23 protein-coding genes and 1 pseudogene are annotated in these 19,052 nt (G+C 64.3%); 19 read left to right on the top strand and 5 right to left on the bottom strand.

Features of this window, described 5'->3' with window-relative positions; genetic code table 11:
* Positions 1-6: 6 nt before the first annotated feature.
* The 3 genes and pseudogenes from NA11_RS12185 to NA11_RS47160 form a co-directional block, all read left to right on the top strand.
* Positions 7-1,095: an MAB_1171c family putative transporter gene (locus tag NA11_RS12185; RefSeq protein WP_069161962.1), complete on the top strand. Its 1,089-nt coding sequence runs from the start codon at positions 7-9 to the stop codon at positions 1,093-1,095.
* A complete protein-coding gene (locus tag NA11_RS12180) occupies positions 1,092-2,210 on the top strand; it encodes an MAB_1171c family putative transporter (RefSeq protein WP_069161961.1) in 1,119 nt (372 codons plus the stop codon). Before NA11_RS12185 ends, NA11_RS12180 begins: the two co-directional genes overlap by 4 nt.
* Positions 2,210-3,025, top strand: a pseudogene (locus NA11_RS47160) (DUF6545 domain-containing protein); the annotation flags it as partial. The gene NA11_RS12180 and the pseudogene NA11_RS47160, both read left to right, overlap by 1 nt.
* Before the next feature lie 114 nt (positions 3,026-3,139).
* Here the strand turns inward: NA11_RS47160 and NA11_RS12170 are convergent.
* Complete coding sequence (locus NA11_RS12170; RefSeq protein WP_084654547.1) at positions 3,140-4,069, bottom strand: ABC transporter substrate-binding protein; 930 nt, start codon at positions 4,067-4,069, stop codon at positions 3,140-3,142.
* 49 nt (positions 4,070-4,118) lie between these two features.
* Entirely contained in the window at positions 4,119-4,559 is a 441-nt protein-coding gene (locus NA11_RS12165; protein ID WP_069161958.1) for a nuclear transport factor 2 family protein, read from the bottom strand.
* 199 nt (positions 4,560-4,758) lie between these two features.
* On the opposite strand from NA11_RS12165, the gene NA11_RS12160 reads away from it, so the two are divergent.
* On the top strand, positions 4,759-5,106 hold the full coding sequence (locus tag NA11_RS12160; protein WP_141717542.1) for a type VII secretion target: 348 nt from the start codon (positions 4,759-4,761) through the stop codon (positions 5,104-5,106).
* Positions 5,107-5,132: 26 nt separating this feature from the next.
* Entirely contained in the window at positions 5,133-6,632 is a 1,500-nt protein-coding gene (locus NA11_RS12155) for a hypothetical protein (RefSeq protein WP_141717541.1), read from the top strand.
* 48 nt (positions 6,633-6,680) lie between these two features.
* Here NA11_RS12155 and NA11_RS12150 read toward each other — a convergent pair whose 3' ends face one another.
* Both NA11_RS12150 and NA11_RS12145 read right to left on the bottom strand, forming a co-directional pair.
* Complete coding sequence (locus NA11_RS12150) at positions 6,681-8,717, bottom strand: M13 family metallopeptidase (RefSeq protein WP_084654550.1); 2,037 nt, start codon at positions 8,715-8,717, stop codon at positions 6,681-6,683.
* A gap of 80 nt (positions 8,718-8,797) precedes the next feature.
* Entirely contained in the window at positions 8,798-10,849 is a 2,052-nt protein-coding gene (locus NA11_RS12145) for a M13 family metallopeptidase (protein ID WP_369691124.1), read from the bottom strand.
* Positions 10,850-11,160: 311 nt separating this feature from the next.
* Between NA11_RS12145 and rplN the strand changes: the two genes are divergently transcribed.
* The 8 genes from rplN to NA11_RS12105 all read left to right on the top strand — a co-directional run bounded on the left by rplN (position 11,161) and on the right by NA11_RS12105 (position 15,162).
* Positions 11,161-11,529 (top strand): 50S ribosomal protein L14, encoded by a 369-nt coding sequence (gene rplN, locus NA11_RS12140; RefSeq protein WP_069161981.1) that lies wholly within the window; start codon positions 11,161-11,163, stop codon positions 11,527-11,529.
* Position 11,530: 1 nt separating this feature from the next.
* Entirely contained in the window at positions 11,531-11,848 is a 318-nt protein-coding gene (rplX, locus tag NA11_RS12135) for a 50S ribosomal protein L24 (protein ID WP_069161954.1), read from the top strand.
* 1 nt (position 11,849) lies between these two features.
* Positions 11,850-12,416, top strand: coding sequence for a 50S ribosomal protein L5 (gene rplE, locus NA11_RS12130; RefSeq protein ID WP_069161953.1), 567 nt, complete (start codon positions 11,850-11,852; stop codon positions 12,414-12,416).
* Between the two features lie 4 nt (positions 12,417-12,420).
* Positions 12,421-12,606, top strand: a complete 186-nt coding sequence (locus tag NA11_RS12125; protein WP_014981705.1) for a type Z 30S ribosomal protein S14 — start codon at positions 12,421-12,423, stop codon at positions 12,604-12,606.
* A gap of 259 nt (positions 12,607-12,865) precedes the next feature.
* Positions 12,866-13,177 (top strand): WXG100 family type VII secretion target, encoded by a 312-nt coding sequence (locus tag NA11_RS12120; RefSeq protein ID WP_069161952.1) that lies wholly within the window; start codon positions 12,866-12,868, stop codon positions 13,175-13,177.
* Between the two features lie 10 nt (positions 13,178-13,187).
* A complete protein-coding gene (locus tag NA11_RS12115) occupies positions 13,188-13,490 on the top strand; it encodes a WXG100 family type VII secretion target (RefSeq protein WP_069161951.1) in 303 nt (100 codons plus the stop codon).
* Complete coding sequence (locus tag NA11_RS12110) at positions 13,487-14,950, top strand: ADP-ribosyltransferase (RefSeq protein ID WP_069161950.1); 1,464 nt, start codon at positions 13,487-13,489, stop codon at positions 14,948-14,950. The genes NA11_RS12115 and NA11_RS12110 overlap by 4 nt, the downstream gene beginning before the upstream one ends.
* An 8-nt stretch (positions 14,951-14,958) precedes the next feature.
* Entirely contained in the window at positions 14,959-15,162 is a 204-nt protein-coding gene (locus NA11_RS12105; protein WP_069161949.1) for a hypothetical protein, read from the top strand.
* Between the two features lie 276 nt (positions 15,163-15,438).
* On the opposite strand, the gene NA11_RS12100 is transcribed toward NA11_RS12105, so the two are convergent.
* The gene (locus NA11_RS12100) at positions 15,439-15,645 is read right to left on the bottom strand and encodes a hypothetical protein (protein WP_069161948.1); all 207 of its coding nucleotides are present in this window, start codon (positions 15,643-15,645) and stop codon (positions 15,439-15,441) included.
* Between the two features lie 704 nt (positions 15,646-16,349).
* On the opposite strand from NA11_RS12100, the gene rpsH reads away from it, so the two are divergent.
* Genes rpsH through rplO form a run of 6 tightly spaced genes read left to right on the top strand, consistent with a single transcriptional unit; the run spans position 16,350 to position 19,034 of the window.
* A complete protein-coding gene (gene rpsH / locus NA11_RS12090; RefSeq protein WP_069161946.1) occupies positions 16,350-16,748 on the top strand; it encodes a 30S ribosomal protein S8 in 399 nt (132 codons plus the stop codon).
* Positions 16,749-16,763: 15 nt separating this feature from the next.
* On the top strand, positions 16,764-17,303 hold the full coding sequence (gene rplF, locus NA11_RS12085; protein WP_069161945.1) for a 50S ribosomal protein L6: 540 nt from the start codon (positions 16,764-16,766) through the stop codon (positions 17,301-17,303).
* 2 nt (positions 17,304-17,305) lie between these two features.
* The gene (gene rplR, locus NA11_RS12080; protein ID WP_069161944.1) at positions 17,306-17,713 is read left to right on the top strand and encodes a 50S ribosomal protein L18; all 408 of its coding nucleotides are present in this window, start codon (positions 17,306-17,308) and stop codon (positions 17,711-17,713) included.
* Between the two features lie 31 nt (positions 17,714-17,744).
* On the top strand, positions 17,745-18,410 hold the full coding sequence (rpsE, locus tag NA11_RS12075) for a 30S ribosomal protein S5 (RefSeq protein WP_069161943.1): 666 nt from the start codon (positions 17,745-17,747) through the stop codon (positions 18,408-18,410).
* Positions 18,410-18,589 carry a 50S ribosomal protein L30 gene (rpmD, locus tag NA11_RS12070; RefSeq protein ID WP_014981721.1) on the top strand — a complete coding sequence of 60 codons (180 nt, stop codon included), beginning with the start codon at positions 18,410-18,412 and terminating at the stop codon, positions 18,587-18,589. The genes rpsE and rpmD overlap by 1 nt, the downstream gene beginning before the upstream one ends.
* 1 nt (position 18,590) lies before the next feature.
* Complete coding sequence (gene rplO, locus NA11_RS12065) at positions 18,591-19,034, top strand: 50S ribosomal protein L15 (protein WP_069161942.1); 444 nt, start codon at positions 18,591-18,593, stop codon at positions 19,032-19,034.
* The last annotated feature ends 18 nt before the right edge of the window (positions 19,035-19,052 follow it).

The raw sequence follows: 19,052 nt of genomic DNA, 5'->3' as shown, positions 1-19,052 counted from the left end.
GTGGCAATGAATTCCGCGCCATCGCTGCTCGTTGCGGCGTTCGTTGTCCTCGTTGGTCTCATCGTGGTCGGCCGATGGCTGTTCGTGCACGAGACCATTACCGACCACCTGATCAACCGCGCCTTGGCCTGGGATGCCGGTGCGCTGCTCCTGTTCTGCTGCTGCGCAGCCGTCGGCTACCGCGACCTCGGGCAGCGCCTGTTCCTCGGCGTCAGTGCGATGGCGCTGTCGAAATGCATCGGATGTGCGCGCTTGTTCGACGGCGCTGACCCGCGGCTGGTGGACGAACGCCAACGCAGATACGACGTCCGCGCCGCAGTGCTCGGCGTGTTCGTGATTCTCAGTGCCCTCGCCGAAGTGGCGGGCGTGCACATGCATCGCCTCATCGATTGGGAGGCGATCGTGTGGGCGATCACCGAAGTATTCATCTTCTGGATCGGACTGCTGCTGGTCCGATGCTGTCTGCGCGAGCTCCGCGCAGCGTCCCCGACACCCCGAGAAAGGTTGACCTACTCGGCCCTGCTCTTTCTCGGCTGTTACGACATCGTCTCCTCGGCCTACACCTTCATGGCGACCGCGACCGGCACCGCACCCGGGTATCCGGGGACGCTCATGGCCGTAGCCTCCCTTGTCGCCGTCGTGTTGTTGGTCTTGCTGCTCGCGGTACCGCTGTTCGAGGCCTTGCTGGTGCGCGCGCATCTGGACTTCGACGGTAGGCAGTGCCGCCGTTTGAATCCGCTGTGGCGTGACCTCACCGCAGCCGTCCCCGAGGTGGTGCTGCACACGGAACGGCCGCGTGGTTCGAGCTCGAGGCTGTACCGGATGACCGTCGAAATCCGTGACGCACTGCTGCATTTGAAGCAGTTCACCGCCGAAACGGGTGCGGTCCGCACCGATGACATCAGGGCCTATGCAGTGGACATCGCCGAGGCCGCACAGCGGCGGCGGCAGGGTATCCAGGTCCTCAACCCTGGCACGGTCATGCACCTGCGAGCTGATGATCGTGCGGACGAGCTCCGCAATCTTCTCGCGCTGTCTCGCGAGTGGCCGCGGGCCCGCGCCACCGTCACCGGCAGCGTCACCAGCCTGCGATGAATTCCGCGCCGCCACTGCTCACCGGGACGATCGTCCTCCTTGTCGGTTTCGTCGCCGTGGGTCGGTGGCTGCTGGTGAACGAGACTGCCGTCGACAAACTGATAAACCGCATGTTGGCATGGGATATCGGCGCTGTTGTCGTGTCTTTCGTCGCGGCAGGCTTCGACCATCCCGAACTCGGACAGCGACTGTTCTTGGGCATCGGTGCGCTCGCACTGTCGAACGGCTTCGGCTGCGCCGTCCTGCTCGATGGTGCCGATCGGCGGCCGGTCAACGTCCGTCAGCGCCGATACGACGCCCGCGCAGCGGTATTCGGCGTAGTTGTTGTGCTCTGTGCGCTCGGCGACGAACTCGGCCTGCACCTGGATCACCTCGTCGACTGGGTGGGAATCCTCTGGGCGACAACCGGGGTGTGCATGGTTTGGGCTGGTGCGCTTCTCGTACGAGCGTGTCTGCGTGAACTGTGCGCTGCGGGCATGGCGACCAGGGAAAAGCTGGCGTACTCGGCGCTGCTTTTCTTCGGCGTCTATGTTGTCGTCGCCTCGGCTGTCGGCTTCGTACGGATCGCGTCCGGCACTCCTCCCGGGGAGCCGGGGATCGTCGCGGCCATCGGCTCATTCATGGCCCTCGCGGTGCTCGCGTTGTTGGTGGCGATCCCTTTGGTCGAGGCGTTGATCGCCCGAGCACATCTGGATTTGGAGAGCAGACAGTGCCGGCGTTTGCGCCCACTCTGGCATGACCTGACCAGAATCGTCCCCGAGGTGGTGCTGCCCACCGATCGCCCGCGTGGTTCGAGCTCGAGGCTGTACCGGATGACCGTCGAAATCCGCGACGCGCTACTGCATCTCAAACATTTCACGCCCGACAATGGCGCGGCGTGCACCGACAACGCCCGCGTTTACGCACAACAGATCGCCGAGGCGCTGCAGCGGAAACAGCAGGGCATTCCGGTCTCGGCAAGGGACACCTCCGTCCCCTTTCCGGCCACCGACCAAACGAGTGAGTTGCGCAATCTGCTTGCGCTGTCTCGCGAGTGGCCGCGTGCCCGCGCCGCAGCGAGTCGGGCCAGCGCATCGCGTGGGCTGATCTCTGCTGATCGAGGGTGTGGTGAGTGATGAATTCCGCGCCGCCACTGCTTGCCGGGGCGGTCCTTCTGCTCGTAGGTCTGGTGACAGTCGGCAGATGGTTGCTTGTCGATACGACCGCTGCCGACAACCTGATCAATCGCGCGTTGACATGGAATCTGGGTGCGGCAGCCCTCTGCGCCGTCGCGGCTGTGCTCGATCGTCCCGACCTCGGACTACGACTGTATTTGAGCGTCGGTGTGCTGGCGCTGTCGAACGGCATCGGGTGCGCAATCCTGCTTGCCGGCGCCGATCCGCGGCTGACGCGGGTGCGCCAGCGCCGATACGACACGTGCGCTGCCCTATTCGGTGCAGTCGTCGCGATCTATGCGTTCGGCAACGAGATCGGCGTGACACTGCCGGTCGGCGCCGATTGGGACGCGATGCTCTGGTGGATCGTCGAGGTATTCATCGCCTGGTTCGGGCTGCTCTTCGTGCGGGCGGCCCTGGCCGAATTCCGTGCCGGAATGACCGCTGTGCGGGAGAAGCTGACATATTCTGCGCTGCTGTTTTTCGGCGCCTACTGCACCGTTTCCGCGGTGCGGATGGCAGTGGGCATCGTCGCAGGTGTTCGTCCTGGACAACCGGGGATCTTCTGGTCTGTGGGAACTTTCGTTGCGCTGGCCTTGATTGCGCTGCTGATCGCGATACCGATGTTCGAGGCGTTGCTGGCGCGGTTCGATATGGATCGGGAAGGTAGGCAGTGTCGTCGCCTGCAGCCGCTGTGGCGCGACCTGACCGCGGCCGTTCCTGAAGTGGTGTTGCCCATAGCGCATCCGGACCGGGGCGGATCGTCCTCCCGTCCGGCATGCCGCTTGCGTCCGTTGCACTTCCGGCCGTCGATCGATCAGCCGAGTTGCGTTACCTGCTCGCCCTGGCCCGCGAGTGGCCGCGCGCTCGCGCCGCCGCGGCGGACCGGATCACCGCATCGCAAGGGTGAGTGCGGGTTTCAGCTTTTCGAGGAGGTAAGGGGCGGACAGTGCTGTCGGCTGTTGGAGGGCGGCCAGTTCTTCGGTGGTGAGGAGGACGACGGATCCTTTGCGGGCTGCGGGGAGTTCGGTGTAGCCGGGGAGCGTGGGGTAAGTGTCGGCGAGTCCGGGGGAGTAGCCGAGGAGTAGGACGTCGGCGGAGAGTTCGTGGATCTGGTTCGGCGGGAGCGACATTCGCCCCTTGGTGGCAAGGGGTTCAGGAAGGTGCAGGCCGAGCCGGGGGAGCGTGCCGCCGAAGTCGTCGTTCGGGCCTGCCAGCACGAGGAGTTGGGTGTCGCTCGTCAGCCAGCTGGTGCAGTAGGTCGCGCCGTGCAGCTTCGGCACGGCTGCGACGATGTCGGCGAGGGCCTTGTCGAACTGGTTGACGAGCTTGTCGGCGGTTTGTTGCTTGCCGAGTATCCGGCCGAGAGTGGGTAGCTGTTCCTGCCAACCTCCGGTCAGTCCTGCGACTGTCGGTGCGATGCCTGCCAGATCGTCGTAGTTCTTCCGATCGGCGAACATGCCGTCGAGCAGGATCAGGTCGGGTTGCCGTGCCGCGATCTGCGCAATCACATTCCCTGCCGGATCGATCAGGCTCGGCGGCTCGAGCTTCGGTAACCAGGGCGGCGCGGTGCCGGGCAGCGGGGCGAATGCGCCGATCGGGGTCACCCCGAGCGCCAGTGTGTTCGCTGTCCACTGGTCGCCGAGGGTGACAACTTTTTTCGGCAGTCTGTCGATTGTGGTGGTGCCCATCGTGTGGTGCACCGTGATGGACTCGTAGCGATCTGCCACATCCCGGGTCGGCGAGGTGCAGGTAGCGGCGACGTACACCAGCGCGCCGATGCTCACCACCAGCGTCGCGACGCGGGCACCGGACCACACAGTCGACCCTCCTCGGTGAGGAATAGGGGTCAGCCTATGCCGAATCGTCCTATGCGAGCGGCGGCACGCAGATATTCGCGATGGCCGCGGTGTCCCAGTAGAAGGGATGTACCTCGGTGATCCGCTCGTCCTCGATCGAGATCGTTTGCAGGATGGGAAAAGTCAGCTCGCGGCCGGTCGCACGGGCTCGGGCGTGGACGCGCGTGTGCACTACCGCGGTGGCGCCGGTCGCGAGGAACGCCTGCTCGAGCAGGTCGAAAGTCGTCCAGGTCTCGGCCATCGAGAGGAAGAACTGTTCCATGCCTGCATGACCACGCCACGTGCCGCCATAGGGCAGACCGTCGGCTTGGTGCAGCACTACGTCGGTGGCGAAGAAGGGGGCGAGCAGGTCGAACGAGGCCTTGCCCGGCCCGCCCGCGGCCAGGTATTCGGCCTCGGCCGCGTACATGCCGGTCAGTACGGTCGTCGGGTCGGTGGTCGGTCGTGTCATGCGATCAAGTGTGTCCAGTGGCGCTAGGCCGGGACCGGCGGTAATCCGACGTGACGCTCTTTCGGAATGGTTGCCTCGAAACGGGCTTTGGCAGAGATCAGGCAGTCAGTGCGTATCGCACGGTTATGCCTGCTCTCTGTCCTGTTGCCAGACTTGACGGGTCGAGGCGGTCGGCTAGGCTGAGCCGCATCCTTCGGTCGTGGTATGGAGTTGCCGCGATCATCTGACAGGGAAATTCGGAGGGGGCTGGGGGATGCAAGTCAATCCCGATGAGCTGCGCGCGCTTGCCGCATCGATGGATCAAATCGGTGCGCAGATGAATGCGTTGACGGTGACCGCGAAAACCTCCGAAGCCGGTGCGGCGCTACCGGGTACGGCGATCGGCACCCAGGTCGTCAACGCAGGCGAGTATGCCGAGGCGGTCTGGAAGCAAATGGCGACGCGGTGTAAACGCGTCTCCAATATCGCCAAAGGCGGCGCAACGAATTACGAAGTCAGCGACGAGGATTTCCGGAGCGGTCTCGCGGCAATGGATGGTGGACAGTGAAAAGCGGTACCCCAACCCTGTCGCAGGTGCGCGATTCGTGGAAGCCGTGGCAGCTCGGCGAAGCCGGCGAGGAGATGAAACTCCGCAACACCGAGTTCGTCACCTACCTCGAGGCGATGGGCACGCAGATCCGCGACGCAGGCACCCATTGGAGCGGCGACGCCTACTGGTCGGCCTATGACCGAATCGCGGGCGACCGGGACGTCGGGAAGTCGGTGTCCAACGAAATCGGCGACCTGGCAACCGCATTGGTGACCGCGGGCAGCGACCTGACCAGCTACCGGCAGGTGGTGCTCGACAAGGTCTTTGCCGCAACCGAGGCCGGGCTCACGGTCAGCGACGACTGGAAAGTCACTGCGGCCGAAGGAAGTTCGGGCGGCGACGAGGACGCGTTCACCCATCAAACGGCCATCACCACCGCGTTGAACCAACTGCTGGACATCCAGACCCAGTCGGAAACCGCGATCCAAACCGCGGCATCCGAGGTGCAGACCCAGGGCGAGCGGATCGGCACGGGTGATCCGATCGACGAGACCACCAGCGACGATTCGCAGAGCTTGCTGCAAGGACAACCGAAGAGCACTGTGGCGACCGAGGAACAGCCTACGGAGACCACGCAGCAGAACACGGTGCCCGCGGCAACCCAGGTCAGTCAGACGGGTGAGCAGACCGGCGAGCAGAGCAAGCAGACGGGCGAGCAGAGCAAGCAGACCGGCGAACAGACCGGTGAACAGAGCAAGCAGACAGGCGAACAGAGCAAGCAGACAGGCGAACAGAGCAAGCAAACGGGCGAACAGACCGGCGAGCAGACTGAACCCGCAGAGGAAACCACCGCCAACACCGATAAAGGCACCGCAGGCGTATGGCGCCCCGGCGATATCTCGGATCTGGTCTCCGCGGCCAGCAAGATCACCGGGACGGTGCCCAACCTGATCACGTCGCTGACCGGCCTCGATGATGACCTCGACGACATCATCAAAGCGGGCGGCGAAGCGGTCAAGAGTGGTGCCGACGGGATAACGAGCGTGGTCAGCGCGGTCGACAAGGCTGTCGATTCGGTTCCGGGTGCTACGCCGGTCGACCAAACGGCAGCCGGGGATCCGTCAGCGGCGAAGCCCGCCGGGGACCCGTCAGCGGAGAAGCCTGCTGGGGACCCGTCCGCCGAGAAGCCTGCCGGAGAGCAACCGGCGCAGAAGCCGCAGACCGGAGAGCAATCGGCTGAAAAGCCGCCGACCGGAGATCAACCGACGCAGAAGCCGCACACCGGAGAACAGTCCGCGGAGAAGCCGCCCACTGGCGATCAGCCGGCTGCGAAGCCCGCCGAGGGAACACAAGCCTCGTCCGTCACTGCGCCGACCGACACCCCACCCACCGGTCCTCAGCTATCGACCATCAGCAACCCCGGCACACCCAATGGCGGTCTGATGGGCGCAATGCCAGCACCGCAGCGCTCCGAATCCGATTCCGAACACACCCGCACCGTGGACGTTTCCGCCGCGCAGATCAGCGAAACTCAGGAAGCCTGATAGCCGAACGGTCCGGTGGCACATCCACCACCGGACCGTCCCTGCCGATCAGAACGTGACGCGCTGGTCCTGCGCCATGAACAGCTTGTCGGTCTCCTTGACCCCGAAGGTGTCGTAGAACTCGGGGAGGTTGCGCACCACCTGATTGCACCGGAACTCTGCGGGGGAGTGCGTATCGGTGGCGAGATACCGCACCGTCAGCTCGGTGGTCTGCTTCTCCCGCCAGCTGCGCGCCCACGAAAGGAACATCGTCCGGTAGTCGGGATTGTCGATGCCGCGCCGCTTTTCGGACCTCCGGAACGCCGCCAGCGTGATCTGCAGCCCGCGCAGATCGGCGAGATTCTCGCCGACGGTGAGTTCGCCGTTGATGTGCTGGTTCGGCTCGAGCCCCTCGGGCACCAGCACGTTGTACTGGTCGATGAGCTGCTTGGTTTTGGCGTCGAAGGCCGCCCGGTCCTCGGCGGTCCACCAGTCGCGGCGATTGCCGTCCCCGTCGTATTTCGAGCCCTGGTCGTCGAATCCGTGCCCGATCTCGTGGCCGATGGTCGCGCCGACCGCGCCGAAGTTGACGGCGGGTTCGGCGTCCTTGTCGAAGAACGGCGCCTGCAGGTAGGCGGCGGGGAACACGATCTGATTGGTGGTCGCCTGGTAGTACGCGTTGACCGTCTGCGGCGACATGCTCCACTCGGTCTTGTCGACCGGGCCGCCGAGCCGGGCGAAGGCGCGCTTGACCTCGAAGTCGTTGATGGCAAGCAGTGATTCGATCAGCTTGCCCCTGGTGATCTTCAGCTTCGAGTAGTCGACCCACTTGTCCGGATAGCCGATCTTGGGGTCGATCTTGTCGAGTTTCGCGATGGACGCGGTCCTGGTCGCAGGCGACATCCACGACGAGTTGGTGAAGTTCTCGCGGTAGGCGGCGACCACATCGTCGAGCATTTCCTTCGCGCGCTGCTTGGCTTCAGGCGGAAAGTACCTGTCCACGTAGACTTTTCCGAGTTGCTCACCGAGCTTGTCGTCGACGATGCCGACGCCGTACTTCCAGCGCTCCGGCCGCTCCTCCTGACCGTTGAGCACCTTGCCCTTGAAGTCGAAGTTCGCGTCGTTGATGGCCTTCGGCAGGTACGGCGCGAAGTCGCGGAGCACGCTCAGCTTCAAATAGTCGCGCCACGTGGCGATGTCGACCTCGGTCCACAGCTGGCCCGCCGCCGTGACGAAGGACGGCTGGCCGACCACCATCGTCTCGAACAGCTGCTTGGGCCGGTCGGTGTTGCCCGCCAGCCACGGGTCCCAGTCGAATCCCGGTGCGAGAGCGGTCATATCGGCCCACTTGTACACGTTGTACGTGGCGTCGGCATCACGGTTGCGTACGTTGTCCCAGTGCGCGGGGGCGATGCGCTTCTCCAGGTCGAACACCCGCTGCGCCAGGCCCGCCGGATCGGGCAGACCGGCGCCCGCCGCGATGCGTTCGAGGAACACCCGGTACTGCGCGAGCGTCTCGGCGTGCTCCGGTTTCCGGTAGTACTGCTCGCCGAGCCCGAGCCCCGACTGGCCGATCGAGGGCACGTAGGCGTTCGAGTTCTTCCGATCGACGGTGATGCCGAGGCCGATCAGTCCGCCGATCGGCAACTCGGCCATCACCTTTGCCAGGTCGGCCTTGGTGGTGGCGGCGTCGACCTTGGCGAACATCGGGGCCAAGGGGGTCATCCCGAGTCGTTCGATCTCGTCCCAATCGACCCTGGCGTCGTACAGATCCCGGATCTGCTGCTCCTCGGAGCCGTCCTTCGGATCCTTGATGCTCTCGACGATTTCGCGCAGTTGCTGCTGGGTGCGCTCGAAGGCCTCGCTGGTCGACCCGAAGGCGACCTTGTCCGGCGGTAGCTGGTACTCGCGCAGCCACTTCCCGTTGACGTGCCGATACAGATCGTCCTGCGGCCGGATCGCCTGGTCGGCGCCGCCGAGATCGACTCCGGCCAGCTGCTTCGCCGTTTCGGTGTCGTTCGAGCAGGAAGCCAGCGCCGCGGCGGCGGGGACAAGGCCGAGCGCGATCAGAAAGGCACGACGGTCCAGCCGTCCGAGACGTGTCACGAAGATTCCTCTCTCGATGCGACTGCGCCGCATCCTCGTCGAGCAGAGTTTGTTCGCCCGAGGCTACCCGTTCGCGCAGATCAGAGGGTGACGCGTTGGTCGGTGGCGAGGAAGAGTCGATCGCCGTCCTTGACGCCGAATGTCGAGTAGAAATCAGCGATGTTGCGCACCACCTGGTTGGCGCGAAACTGGTTCGGCGCGTGCGGATCCCTGGCCAGCTGCAGCTCCTGGGTCTGGATGGTCGAGCGTTCCCGCCAGATCCTGGCCCAGGAAAAGAACACGGCCTGCAGGTCGGGTTGTTTGCCGTCGCGTTCGGCGGCGGCGCGGTATGCGGCCAGGGAGATCTGGAGTCCGCGCAGGTCGGCCAGGTTCTCGCCGACGGTGAGCGCGCCGTTCACGTGCTTGCTCGGGTCGAGCCCCTCGGGTACCAGCGCGTCGTACTGGGCGATCAGCTGTTTCGTTTTCGCCTCGAACGCGGCGTTGTCCTCGGGTGTCCACCAGTCGCGCCGGTTGCCGTCACCGTCGTATTTCGAGCCCTGATCGTCGAATCCGTGCCCGATCTCGTGGCCGATGACCGCGCCGATGCCGCCGAAGTTGACCGCGTCGGCGGCGTCCGCGTCGAAGAACGGCGCCTGCAGGATCGCGGCGGGGAAGGTGATCTGGTTGGCGGTCGGGTCGTACATGGCGTTCACCGTCTGCGGCGGGAAACCCCATTCGGTCCGGTCCACCGGTGTGCCGAGCTTGCCGAAGGCGCGCTTGTTCTCGAAAGTGCGGGTGGCACGCAGGGATTCGACCAGCTTGCCCTTGGTGATCGTGACGCTGGAGTAGTCGATCCAGTGGTCGGGGTAGCCGATCTTGGCGACGATCTTGTCGAGTTTGGCGATGGCGGCCGTCCTGGTCGGCGGCGACATCCAGGCCGAGTTGGTGAAATCCTGCCGGTACGCGGCCATCAGGTCGGCGACCAACGCCTGCGCCCGCTCCTTTGCCTGCCGCGGAAAGTGCTTGGCCACATAGAGTTTGCCGAACGGTTCGCCGAGCGCCTGGTTGACCGTCGCGAGCCCGTCGCGCCACGGCTCCTCGCGCTGGTCGCGACCCTGCAACGTCGTGTCGGCGAAGTCGAACGCGGCGTCCGCGATGGCTTTGGGTAGGTAGGGCGCGAATTCCTTGACCACGGCGACGCGCAGGTACTCGCGCCACTGGGCGATGTCGACCTCCGCCCACAGCTGACCCGCCGCGGTGACGAACGAGGGCTGCCGAACCACGACCTTGTCGAAGAGCTGCTTGGGCCGCTCGGTGTTGCCGGCAAGCCATGGATCCCAGTCGAATTGCGGTGCGAGACCGGTCAGTTCGGCCCAGCCGAGCAGGTTGTAGGTGGTGTCGGGGTCGCGGTCGCGGACGTTGTCCCAGTATCCGGCGGCGATCCGGGTCTCCAGGCCGAGCACTCGCTGCGCGGTGCCCGCCGGGTCAGGAAGGCCTGCGCCGGCGGCGATCCGCTCCACGTAGGTCCGGTAGGCCGTCAGCTGCTTCTCGTATTCGGGCTTGCGGTAGTACTGCTCGCCGAGGTTCGGGTCGATGCCGGACTGGCCGATGGTGGCGATGTACTTGTCCGAGTGCTGCTGGTCGACGACGACGCCGATCCCGATGAGCCCGCTGATCGGCAGTGCGCCCATCACCCGGGCCAGCTCCGGTTTGGTCGCTGCGCCATCGATCGCGGCGAACAGGTCGGCGAGCGGCGTCATCGCCAGGCGCTCGATCTGGTCGCGATCGAGGCGCGCGTCGTAGAGGTCGCGCACCTGCTGCTCGGTGGAGCCGGGCCGCGGATCCTTGATGCCCTCGACGATGCCGCGCAACTGCTGCTGAGTGCGGTCGTCGGCCTCGGTGAAGGATCCGTACGACGACTTGTCCGGTGGCAGTCGATAATCCCGCAGCCACGCGCCGTTGATATGTCGATAGAGGTCGTCCTGCGGTCGGATCGCCGGGTCCGCGCCACCCATGTCGACACCGGTGAGCTGGATGTTCGATCCTGCCGAGTCCTGCGCGCAGGAGGCGAGGGCCGCGACGGCAGGTACGGCGCCGATGGCGAGCAGGAAGGCGCGTCGATCGATGCGGGTCTGGCGAGCGGACGAGCTCAAGGGGTTCCCCTTTTCGGTGCGGTCGAACAGGGCGGGTGACATCTCCTTTTGATCTTGCTCAGTTCGAGGGTAGCGACGCGAAAAGACTCCGCCACTGGTCTGCCGCACCCCGATTTGGGAACGACCTGCGGATTCGCCTACACTAGACCGGTTGCCTGCGGGAGCTATGCCCGCAATCCGGCAGCGAACCCCCAGTGGTTGGGTCGCAAGATCCGTCGAACCGCTGGCAGGCGCGCGTCCGGAGGGCAGCGGACCATGCCCGTCGGGTCGGCAATCCGGCGTGCGTATACATCCAGGTCAAGGAGGCTGAAGTGATTCAGCAGGAGTCGCGACTGCGCGTCGCCGACAACACGGGTGCGAAGGAAATTCTCTGCATCCGCGTTCTCGGTGGTTCGTCACGTCGCTATGCCGGCATCGGCGACATCATCGTCGCCACCGTCAAGGACGCGGTCCCCGGCGGCAACGTCAAGAAGGGCGAGGTCGTCAAGGCGGTCATCGTGCGCACCGTCAAGGAGCGCCGCCGTCCGGACGGTTCCTACATCAAGTTCGATGAGAACGCTGCCGTGCTCATCAAGGCGGACAACGATCCGCGTGGCACCCGCATCTTCGGCCCGGTCGGCCGCGAGCTGCGTGAGAAGAAGTTCATGAAGATTGTTTCGCTGGCCCCGGAGGTGCTCTGACATGAAGGTGCACAAGGGCGACACCGTGCTCGTCATCTCGGGTAAGGACAAGGGCGCCAAGGGCAAGGTCATTCAGGCCTACCCGGACCGCAACCGCATCCTGGTCGAGGGCGTGAACCGGATCAAGAAGCACGTCGCGAACTCCGCCAACCAGCGCGGCGCCTCCTCGGGCGGCATCGTGACCCAGGAAGCTCCGATCCACGTGTCCAACGTGATGATCGTCGACTCCGACGGCAAGCCGACCCGCGTCGGCTACCGGACGGACGAGGAGAGCGGCAAGCGGGTCCGGATCTCCCGTAACAACGGGAAGGACATCTGACATGACGACTACAGAGAACAAGGTTCAGCCTCGGCTGAAGGAGCGCTACCGCGCCGAGATCAAGGACGCGCTCAACAGCGAGTTCAACTACGACAACGTGATGCAGATCCCCGGCGTCGTCAAGGTTGTCGTCAACATGGGTGTCGGTGACGCCGCCCGCGACGCCAAGCTGATCAACGGCGCCGTCAAGGACCTCGAGCTGATCACCGGTCAGAAGCCCGAGATCCGCAAGGCCACCAAGTCGATCGCGCAGTTCAAGCTGCGTGAGGGCATGCCCATCGGTGCGAAGGTCACCCTGCGTGGCGATCGCATGTGGGAGTTCCTCGACCGCCTGGTCTCCATCGCACTGCCGCGTATCCGCGACTTCCGCGGCCTGTCGCCGAAGCAGTTCGACGGCAACGGCAACTACACGTTCGGCCTCAGCGAGCAGTCGATGTTCCACGAGATCGACGTGGACTCCATCGACCGCCCGCGCGGTATGGACATCACCGTGGTGACCACGGCCACCAACAACGAAGAAGGCCGCGCGTTGCTCAAGCACCTCGGCTTCCCGTTCAAGGAGAACTGAGCATATGGCCAAGAAAGCACTGGTCAACAAGGCCAACGCCAAGCCGAAGTTCGCGGTCCGCGCCTACACCCGCTGCCAGCGGTGCGGTCGTCCGCACGCCGTCTACCGCAAGTTCGGCCTCTGCCGCGTGTGCCTGCGCGAAATGGCGCACCGCGGTGAGCTCCCGGGTGTGCACAAGAGCTCCTGGTGAGCATGCGCTCCTCGTGAGCGCACCCAACTGAACACCGCACGAAGGCACGGACTCCGCCGAGTCCGTGCCTTCGTGCGTCTCCAGCAGCTGGACGGATGATCACCGGGAACTGGTGGCGGGAAAACGCGAGAGGCTCCCGCCACCAGTTCCCACTTTGGGTCCTCGGGCGTGAATCCACTGGAACCAGAGTGGGGTCCGGTGCGTCATAGTAGGGACGGAGGAGGCTGCGACTTGGCCATGACCGAGGAGGTTGTTGACTATGGGAGACCCGTCATCACTCGCGGTTGATCCCGAGGAAGTCAAAGCGTTGGGTCGCTTGGCGTACCAGATAGCCGAGGAGTGCAAGTCCGGGTACGCGTCGCTGGTGACCGATACGAAAGTGACCATCGAGAGCTGGGCTGGGAACAACGCCGGCGCATTCACCGCGGCATGGGATGAGTTCCACCAGGGCGCAGACCAGGTGTGGGATGCGTTGCTCGAGCTGGCCGAAAAGTTGGGCGTCACTGCGGAAACGCTGCACGACTCCGATCAGTCCCGTGCGTCTGGGATCAGCTCTTTGGATCTGCCGTGAGGAGGAGCTGATGTCCGCTGACACACCGGCCTTCTCGGTCGACCTCGACCAACTCGAGCAGTTGGCTGCTCGGATGCGCGGATACAAAGCGGCGGTTGCCGATCGGCTGGCCGAACTCGAAGCGAAAGCCAAAGAGGTCGAGGGTGTTTGGGTCGGCTCCGCCGCAGTGGCCTACAGCGACGCACACCGCGAGTGGGCCGCCGGGGTCACCGATATGCAGGACGGGCTTGCGGCGCTGGAGGATGCGTTGAAGAAGGCGCACGAAAGCTACACCAACGCCGCGTCCCAAGCCCGACGGATCCTTGGCATATGAGCGAGACGCTTGAGGTAGATCCCAAGGTCTACTACCAGGCCGCGACCAACTGCTTCGATGCAGCCGTCGCTCTGAACGACAGCTTCAAGTACGTTTTCGGCGAACTCAATAGCTGCGGGCAGATGGCAGGACGAGACGAAGACGGCCGTGCATGGGCGACCTCCTATGACGAATCGGCCCGCGACGCCGTAGCGTTCTTCGACCAGACTTTCTCGACTCTGCGTGCCTACGGTACTGCCCTAAACGATCTCGGTTTTGAACACGCCAAGTCCGATGCCGTGCTGAAAGGCACAACCCAACCGGAGAGGCCGCAGGACCCGGCCTCGACAGTCACCTTCGGGCCTTACGCACTCCCGGCGTCAGCAGCCGGAGGAACCCCGCAAGGCTTGGCAAAAGCGTCCATCGAAGTACTCGATGCCATCAACTGCCCACTCCCAGACGGCAACACCGACACCCTGACCAAGGCAGCGGACGCCTGGGATCGGCTGGGCACGATCTATCAGAACACCAATGCCAAAGACAAAATCACCATCGCTGCAAGCCTTTTCGATGGTGTGAAGTCTGACGACGCGATGCAGGTTCGGGAAGACCTGAAGACCCTAGAGACCTCCATCGGTGCGCTGCTCAATACCTGCAAGCAGATCAGCAAAACCTGCCTCGACTACAAGGAATCGATCGAGGAGCTCCGCAACGAGATCAAGGGCTTCATCGACGCCATCATTCAGGAAGCGGCAATCGATATGGCAGTCATGGTTATTGCCACCTGCCTCACCGGCGTCGGTGGTTTGATCGCTGGTGCCAAGGCTGTCGAGTCGGCGCGGCGCTGGGCCGTGAAGATCAAAGGAGCCGTCACAGCGTGGCGGGCCCGCAAAATCCTACAGCTCAAGGGGTTGGCCGACGATGCGAAGGTTGCGCTGGCAAAGGGCAAACAGGCCATCAAGGATCTATATGAGCGATTGCGCGGCAAAACGGATAGTAGTGTCAAGACCCGACCTGGGGCGACCCTTTCGCAGAAGGATCTCGATGCACTGGCCGACTACACTGGGCCTGGGTATTGGGATCTCAACCAAGCACTGAGGAACGGTACATTGGATGCATCGCAGGAGGCGAGGGTTAGGGCCATCGAAGAAGCGCTGTCGAAGTTGCCCAACCACAACGGCACCGTGTACCGAGGTACTGACCTTCCAGCAAGTGTTCTGGACGACTATAAACCGGGTGAGATGGTGACTGAGCACGCGTTCACGAGCACGTCATCTTCACCTTCGACGGCGTTTCCAGGAAATACGCAATTCACCATTATTTCGAAGACTGGCAAAGATGTATCTCAATACTCTTCAACTGAAGCTGCGGGGATCGTTGAGAGTGAGGTTCTGTTTCCGCCAGGTGTCAGATTCCAAGTGGTGAGCAAAACCTTTGACCCCGGTACCGGTAAGACATTTATAGAGTTGATCGAAAGGTAGCGTGCCAGATGAGCAAGGAGATAGCCGGCAAAAAATTCTCGTCGCTGGAAGAGGAGGGGTTAGAGCCGCTGAGCGACGAGGAATTAGAGCGAGCCAAGCAGATGTTTGCTGAAGCTCGCGCAAAGATAGCTGCAGTTCCGCCCGAGGAGCAGAGGCAAGCGTCGCGGAAGTTCTACGATGATACGAGTGGCACAGAGTTCGAACAGCGGTGAAACTGGTGTGAATCGCTGGACGCGAATCCCGCACGGGCCAAATGGGTTCGGGTGTGCGATCGGCCAGTTGCCTTGTCGGGGCGGCGGAGCTGGTCTCGCCGGAAACGACGTGCGTGTTGTGCCGCTCTGATGCCGATCTGAGAACTCGCCCCGCTGCTGAACCGACGGGGTGCAGTCCGGCGGGGCAGGCGGGCAGCCGCCTGGTGCGGTGTTGGGCGCGGCTCGGTGGGGGTGATACTGCTGGCGCCCTGCTGGTTTGGGGCGGGGCGCCGGGGGTTAGTTCTGGTGGCCGAGCAGTTCGAGGGAGCGTTGGTGGGCGCTGAGGGCGAGGGCGGTTTCCCTTGCGGCGTCGGAACCACCTTGTTCGGCGAGGTAGGTGTGGAGGTTGGCTTTGGCCTCGTACCAGGCGGCGCGCTCGATGTCGCCGGCCTCGGCGGTGGGGCGGCTCAGGGTCAGGGCGGTCATCTCGACCAGGACGTTCACTCGCGATCCTTCCTCGGCAATGTTTCCGGGCGGTACACCGTGATCGGCGTTCGGAGTGTTACGCCTGCACGCGTACCCCACGAAGTATGGGCAGCACCAACCCCCGCGCAATAGAGGTCACGTGACATTCGCTGAGGTGTCCTCTCAGGGTTGCTGGGTCGTGCCGACCCAGCGATCGCAGGTCACAGGCCACCCGCATACAGCCGCATTGCGCTGTCGTTGCGTCCAATAAGCTGCACGATTGCCAATCAGGCAGGTCTGTGCGCGTCCCGCGAACCTGGACGGATGATCACTGGGCACTGGTGGCGGCAAATCGCGAGAAGCCACCTACACCAGTACCCCCTCGACGCTCTCGAGCATGAATGCGATGCCGGGCGACGACCGGCCAGAGGCGGTCGAGTACGTCGGCAGGCAGGCGGCCGGTGAACCGAGCGGCGGGAGCGCGCGGGGCCCGGATTTGGGTCCGAGCTGGGGGTTGTCTACACTAGACCGGTTGCTCGGGCACCTCTGTGTCCGCATGTCTTGGCGCAGTGACTGCGCCCACATGTGGGACGGCCCGGGTACCGAGAACTCTCACGAGAACTCAATCCGGTCGACAAGTGTCGGCCGGACCGCCGAATTGCTATAGGCCCACGGTTGACGTGCTGTTGAAGCGCGTCGGCGTTGTATGGGAACCGTAGCGAGAAAGGTGTCAAGGTCGAACTATGACCATGACTGATCCGATCGCAGACTTCCTGACGCGTCTGCGCAACGCCAACTCGGCGTACCACGATCAGGTGAAGGCTCCGCACTCGAAGCTCAAGGCGAACATCGCCGAGATCTTGAAGCGCGAGGGTTACATCGCCGACTACCGGACCGAAGATGCGACCGTTGGCAAGGCCCTCGTCGTCGATCTGAAGTACGGCCCGAGCCGTGAGCGCAGCCTGCAGGGCCTGCGCCGCGTTTCGAAGCCGGGTCTGCGTGTGTACGCGAAGTCCACCAACCTGCCCAAGGTCCTGGGCGGCCTCGGCGTGGCGATCATCTCCACGTCGACCGGTCTGCTCACCGATCGCCAGGCGGCCAAGCAAGGTGTAGGCGGGGAAGTCCTCGCCTACGTCTGGTAAGGGGAGGTAGGACAAATGTCGCGTATTGGCAAGAAGCCCATCGCAATTCCGGCCGGTGTCGAGGTTTCCATCGAGGGCCAGCAGGTCTCGGTGAAGGGGCCGAAGGGCACCCTGTCGCACACGGTCGCTGAGCCGATCACCATCGCCAAGGGCGAGGACGGTCAGCTCGAGGTTGTTCGCCCGAACGACGAGCGCCAGAACCGCTCGCTGCACGGCCTGACCCGCACCCTGGTCGCCAACATGATCGAAGGCGTCACCAAGGGCTACGAGAAGAAGATGGAAATCTTCGGCGTCGGTTACCGCGTGCAGGCCAAGGGTTCGAACCTCGAGTTCGCGCTCGGCTACAGCCACCCGGTGCCGATCGAGGCGCCCGCTGGCATCACCTTCGCGGTGGAATCGCCCACCAAGTTCTCTGTGTCCGGTATCGACAAGCAGGCGGTCGGTCAGATCTCCGCCGTCATTCACGGACTGCGTAAGCCCGACCCGTACAAGGGCAAGGGCATCCGCTACGCCGGCGAGGTCGTTCGCCGCAAGGTCGGAAAGACGGGTAAGTGATCATGGCGCAAACCGAAAACCAGATCGCCAAGCGCAAGCCGCGCGGCAAGGACGCGTCCACGACGCGTCGGCTGTCGAAGACCCGCCGTCACTTCCGTCTCCGCAAGAAGGTCGAAGGCACCACCGAGCGTCCGCGCCTGGTGGTCAACCGCTCTTCGCGGCACCTGCACGCGCAGCTGGTGGACGACTCGGTCGGCAAGACCATCGCTGCCGCGTCCTCCATCGAGGCGGACGTGCGCGCGCTGGACGGCGACAAGTCGGCCAAGAGCAAGAAGGTCGGCGAACTGCTGGCCGAGCGTGCCAAGGCCGCAGGCATCGAGACTGTCGTGTTCGACCGTGGTGGCCACGATTACCACGGCCGGATCGCGGCGCTCGCCGATGCCGCTCGCGAAGCGGGGTTGAAGTTCTGATGACTGCAAACATGAATGAAGGGAACGTCTGATGCCGGGACGTCAACGGCGTGACGGCGGCAACGGACCCGCCGGACAGAATGGTGCCGCCGGTGGCGGCGACAACCGCGACAACCGTGGCGGTGGCCGCGACCGTCGTGGCGGTGGCGACAACCGTCGCGACAACGCCGCAGAGAAGAACCAGCTCGAGCGCGTCGTCGCGATCAACCGCGTCTCCAAGGTCGTGAAGGGTGGTCGTCGCTTCAGCTTCACCGCCCTCGTGATCGTCGGTGACGGCAACGGTCTGGTCGGCGTCGGCTACGGCAAGGCCAAGGAAGTTCCCGCGGCCATCCAGAAGGGTGTCGAGGAGGCTCGCAAGAGCTTCTTCCGCGTCCCGATGATCGGCAGCACCATCGTCCACCCGGTTCAGGGTGAGGCGGCGGCCGGTGTCGTCATGCTGCGCCCGGCCTCGCCGGGTACCGGTGTGATCGCCGGTGGTGCGGCTCGTGCCGTGCTGGAATGCGCTGGCATCCATGACATCCTGGCGAAGTCGCTCGGTAGCGACAACGCCATCAACGTCGTGCACGCGACGGTCGCCGCACTCAAGATGCTGCAGCGCCCGGAAGAGGTTGCGGCTCGCCGTGGTCTCTCGCTCGAAGACGTTGCCCCTGCGGGCATGCTGCGTGCGCGCGCCCAGGCTGTGGGAGGTGCCAGGTAATGGCAGATCTCAAGGTGACCCAGATCAAGAGCACGATCGGCGCGAAGCAGAACCAGCGTGACAGCATGCGCACGCTCGGGCTCCGCAAGATCCGGCAGACCGTGGTTCGCGAGGACACCCCGCAGAACCGTGGCCTGATCAACGTCGTGCGCCACCTCGTGACAGTTGAGGAGGTCTGACATGACCATCAAGTTGCATCACCTGCGTCCCGCGCCCGGTAGCAAGACCGAGAAGACTCGGGTCGGCCGTGGTGAGGGTTCCAAGGGTAAGACCGCGGGCCGTGGTACCAAGGGCACCAAGGCTCGCAAGAACGTCCCGGCTGCCTTCGAGGGTGGGCAGATGCCGCTGCACATGCGGCTGCCCAAGCTCAAGGGCTTCACGAACCGGTTCCGCACGGAATACCAGGTCGTGAATGTCGGCGCTATCGCCAAGCTGTTCCCCGAGGGCGGTGAGATCGGCAAGGCCGAGCTCGTCGCGGCCGGCGCGGTTCGCAAGAACCAGCTGGTGAAGGTCCTCGGCGACGGTGAGATCGGTGTCGCGGTCCAGGTGACCGTCGACAAGGTCACCGGCGCAGCGAAGGAAAAGATCACCGCGGCCGGTGGCACCGTCACCGAGCTGGGCTGACGGTACTCTGAACATCAG

It is taken from the genome of Nocardia altamirensis NBRC 108246 (assembly GCF_001612685.1).
In the GTDB taxonomy this organism is placed as follows: Bacteria; Actinomycetota; Actinomycetes; order Mycobacteriales; family Mycobacteriaceae; genus Nocardia; species Nocardia altamirensis.
The sequence above is the reverse complement of the archived record's forward strand: the minus strand, read 5'-3'. Positions and strand labels throughout refer to the sequence as shown.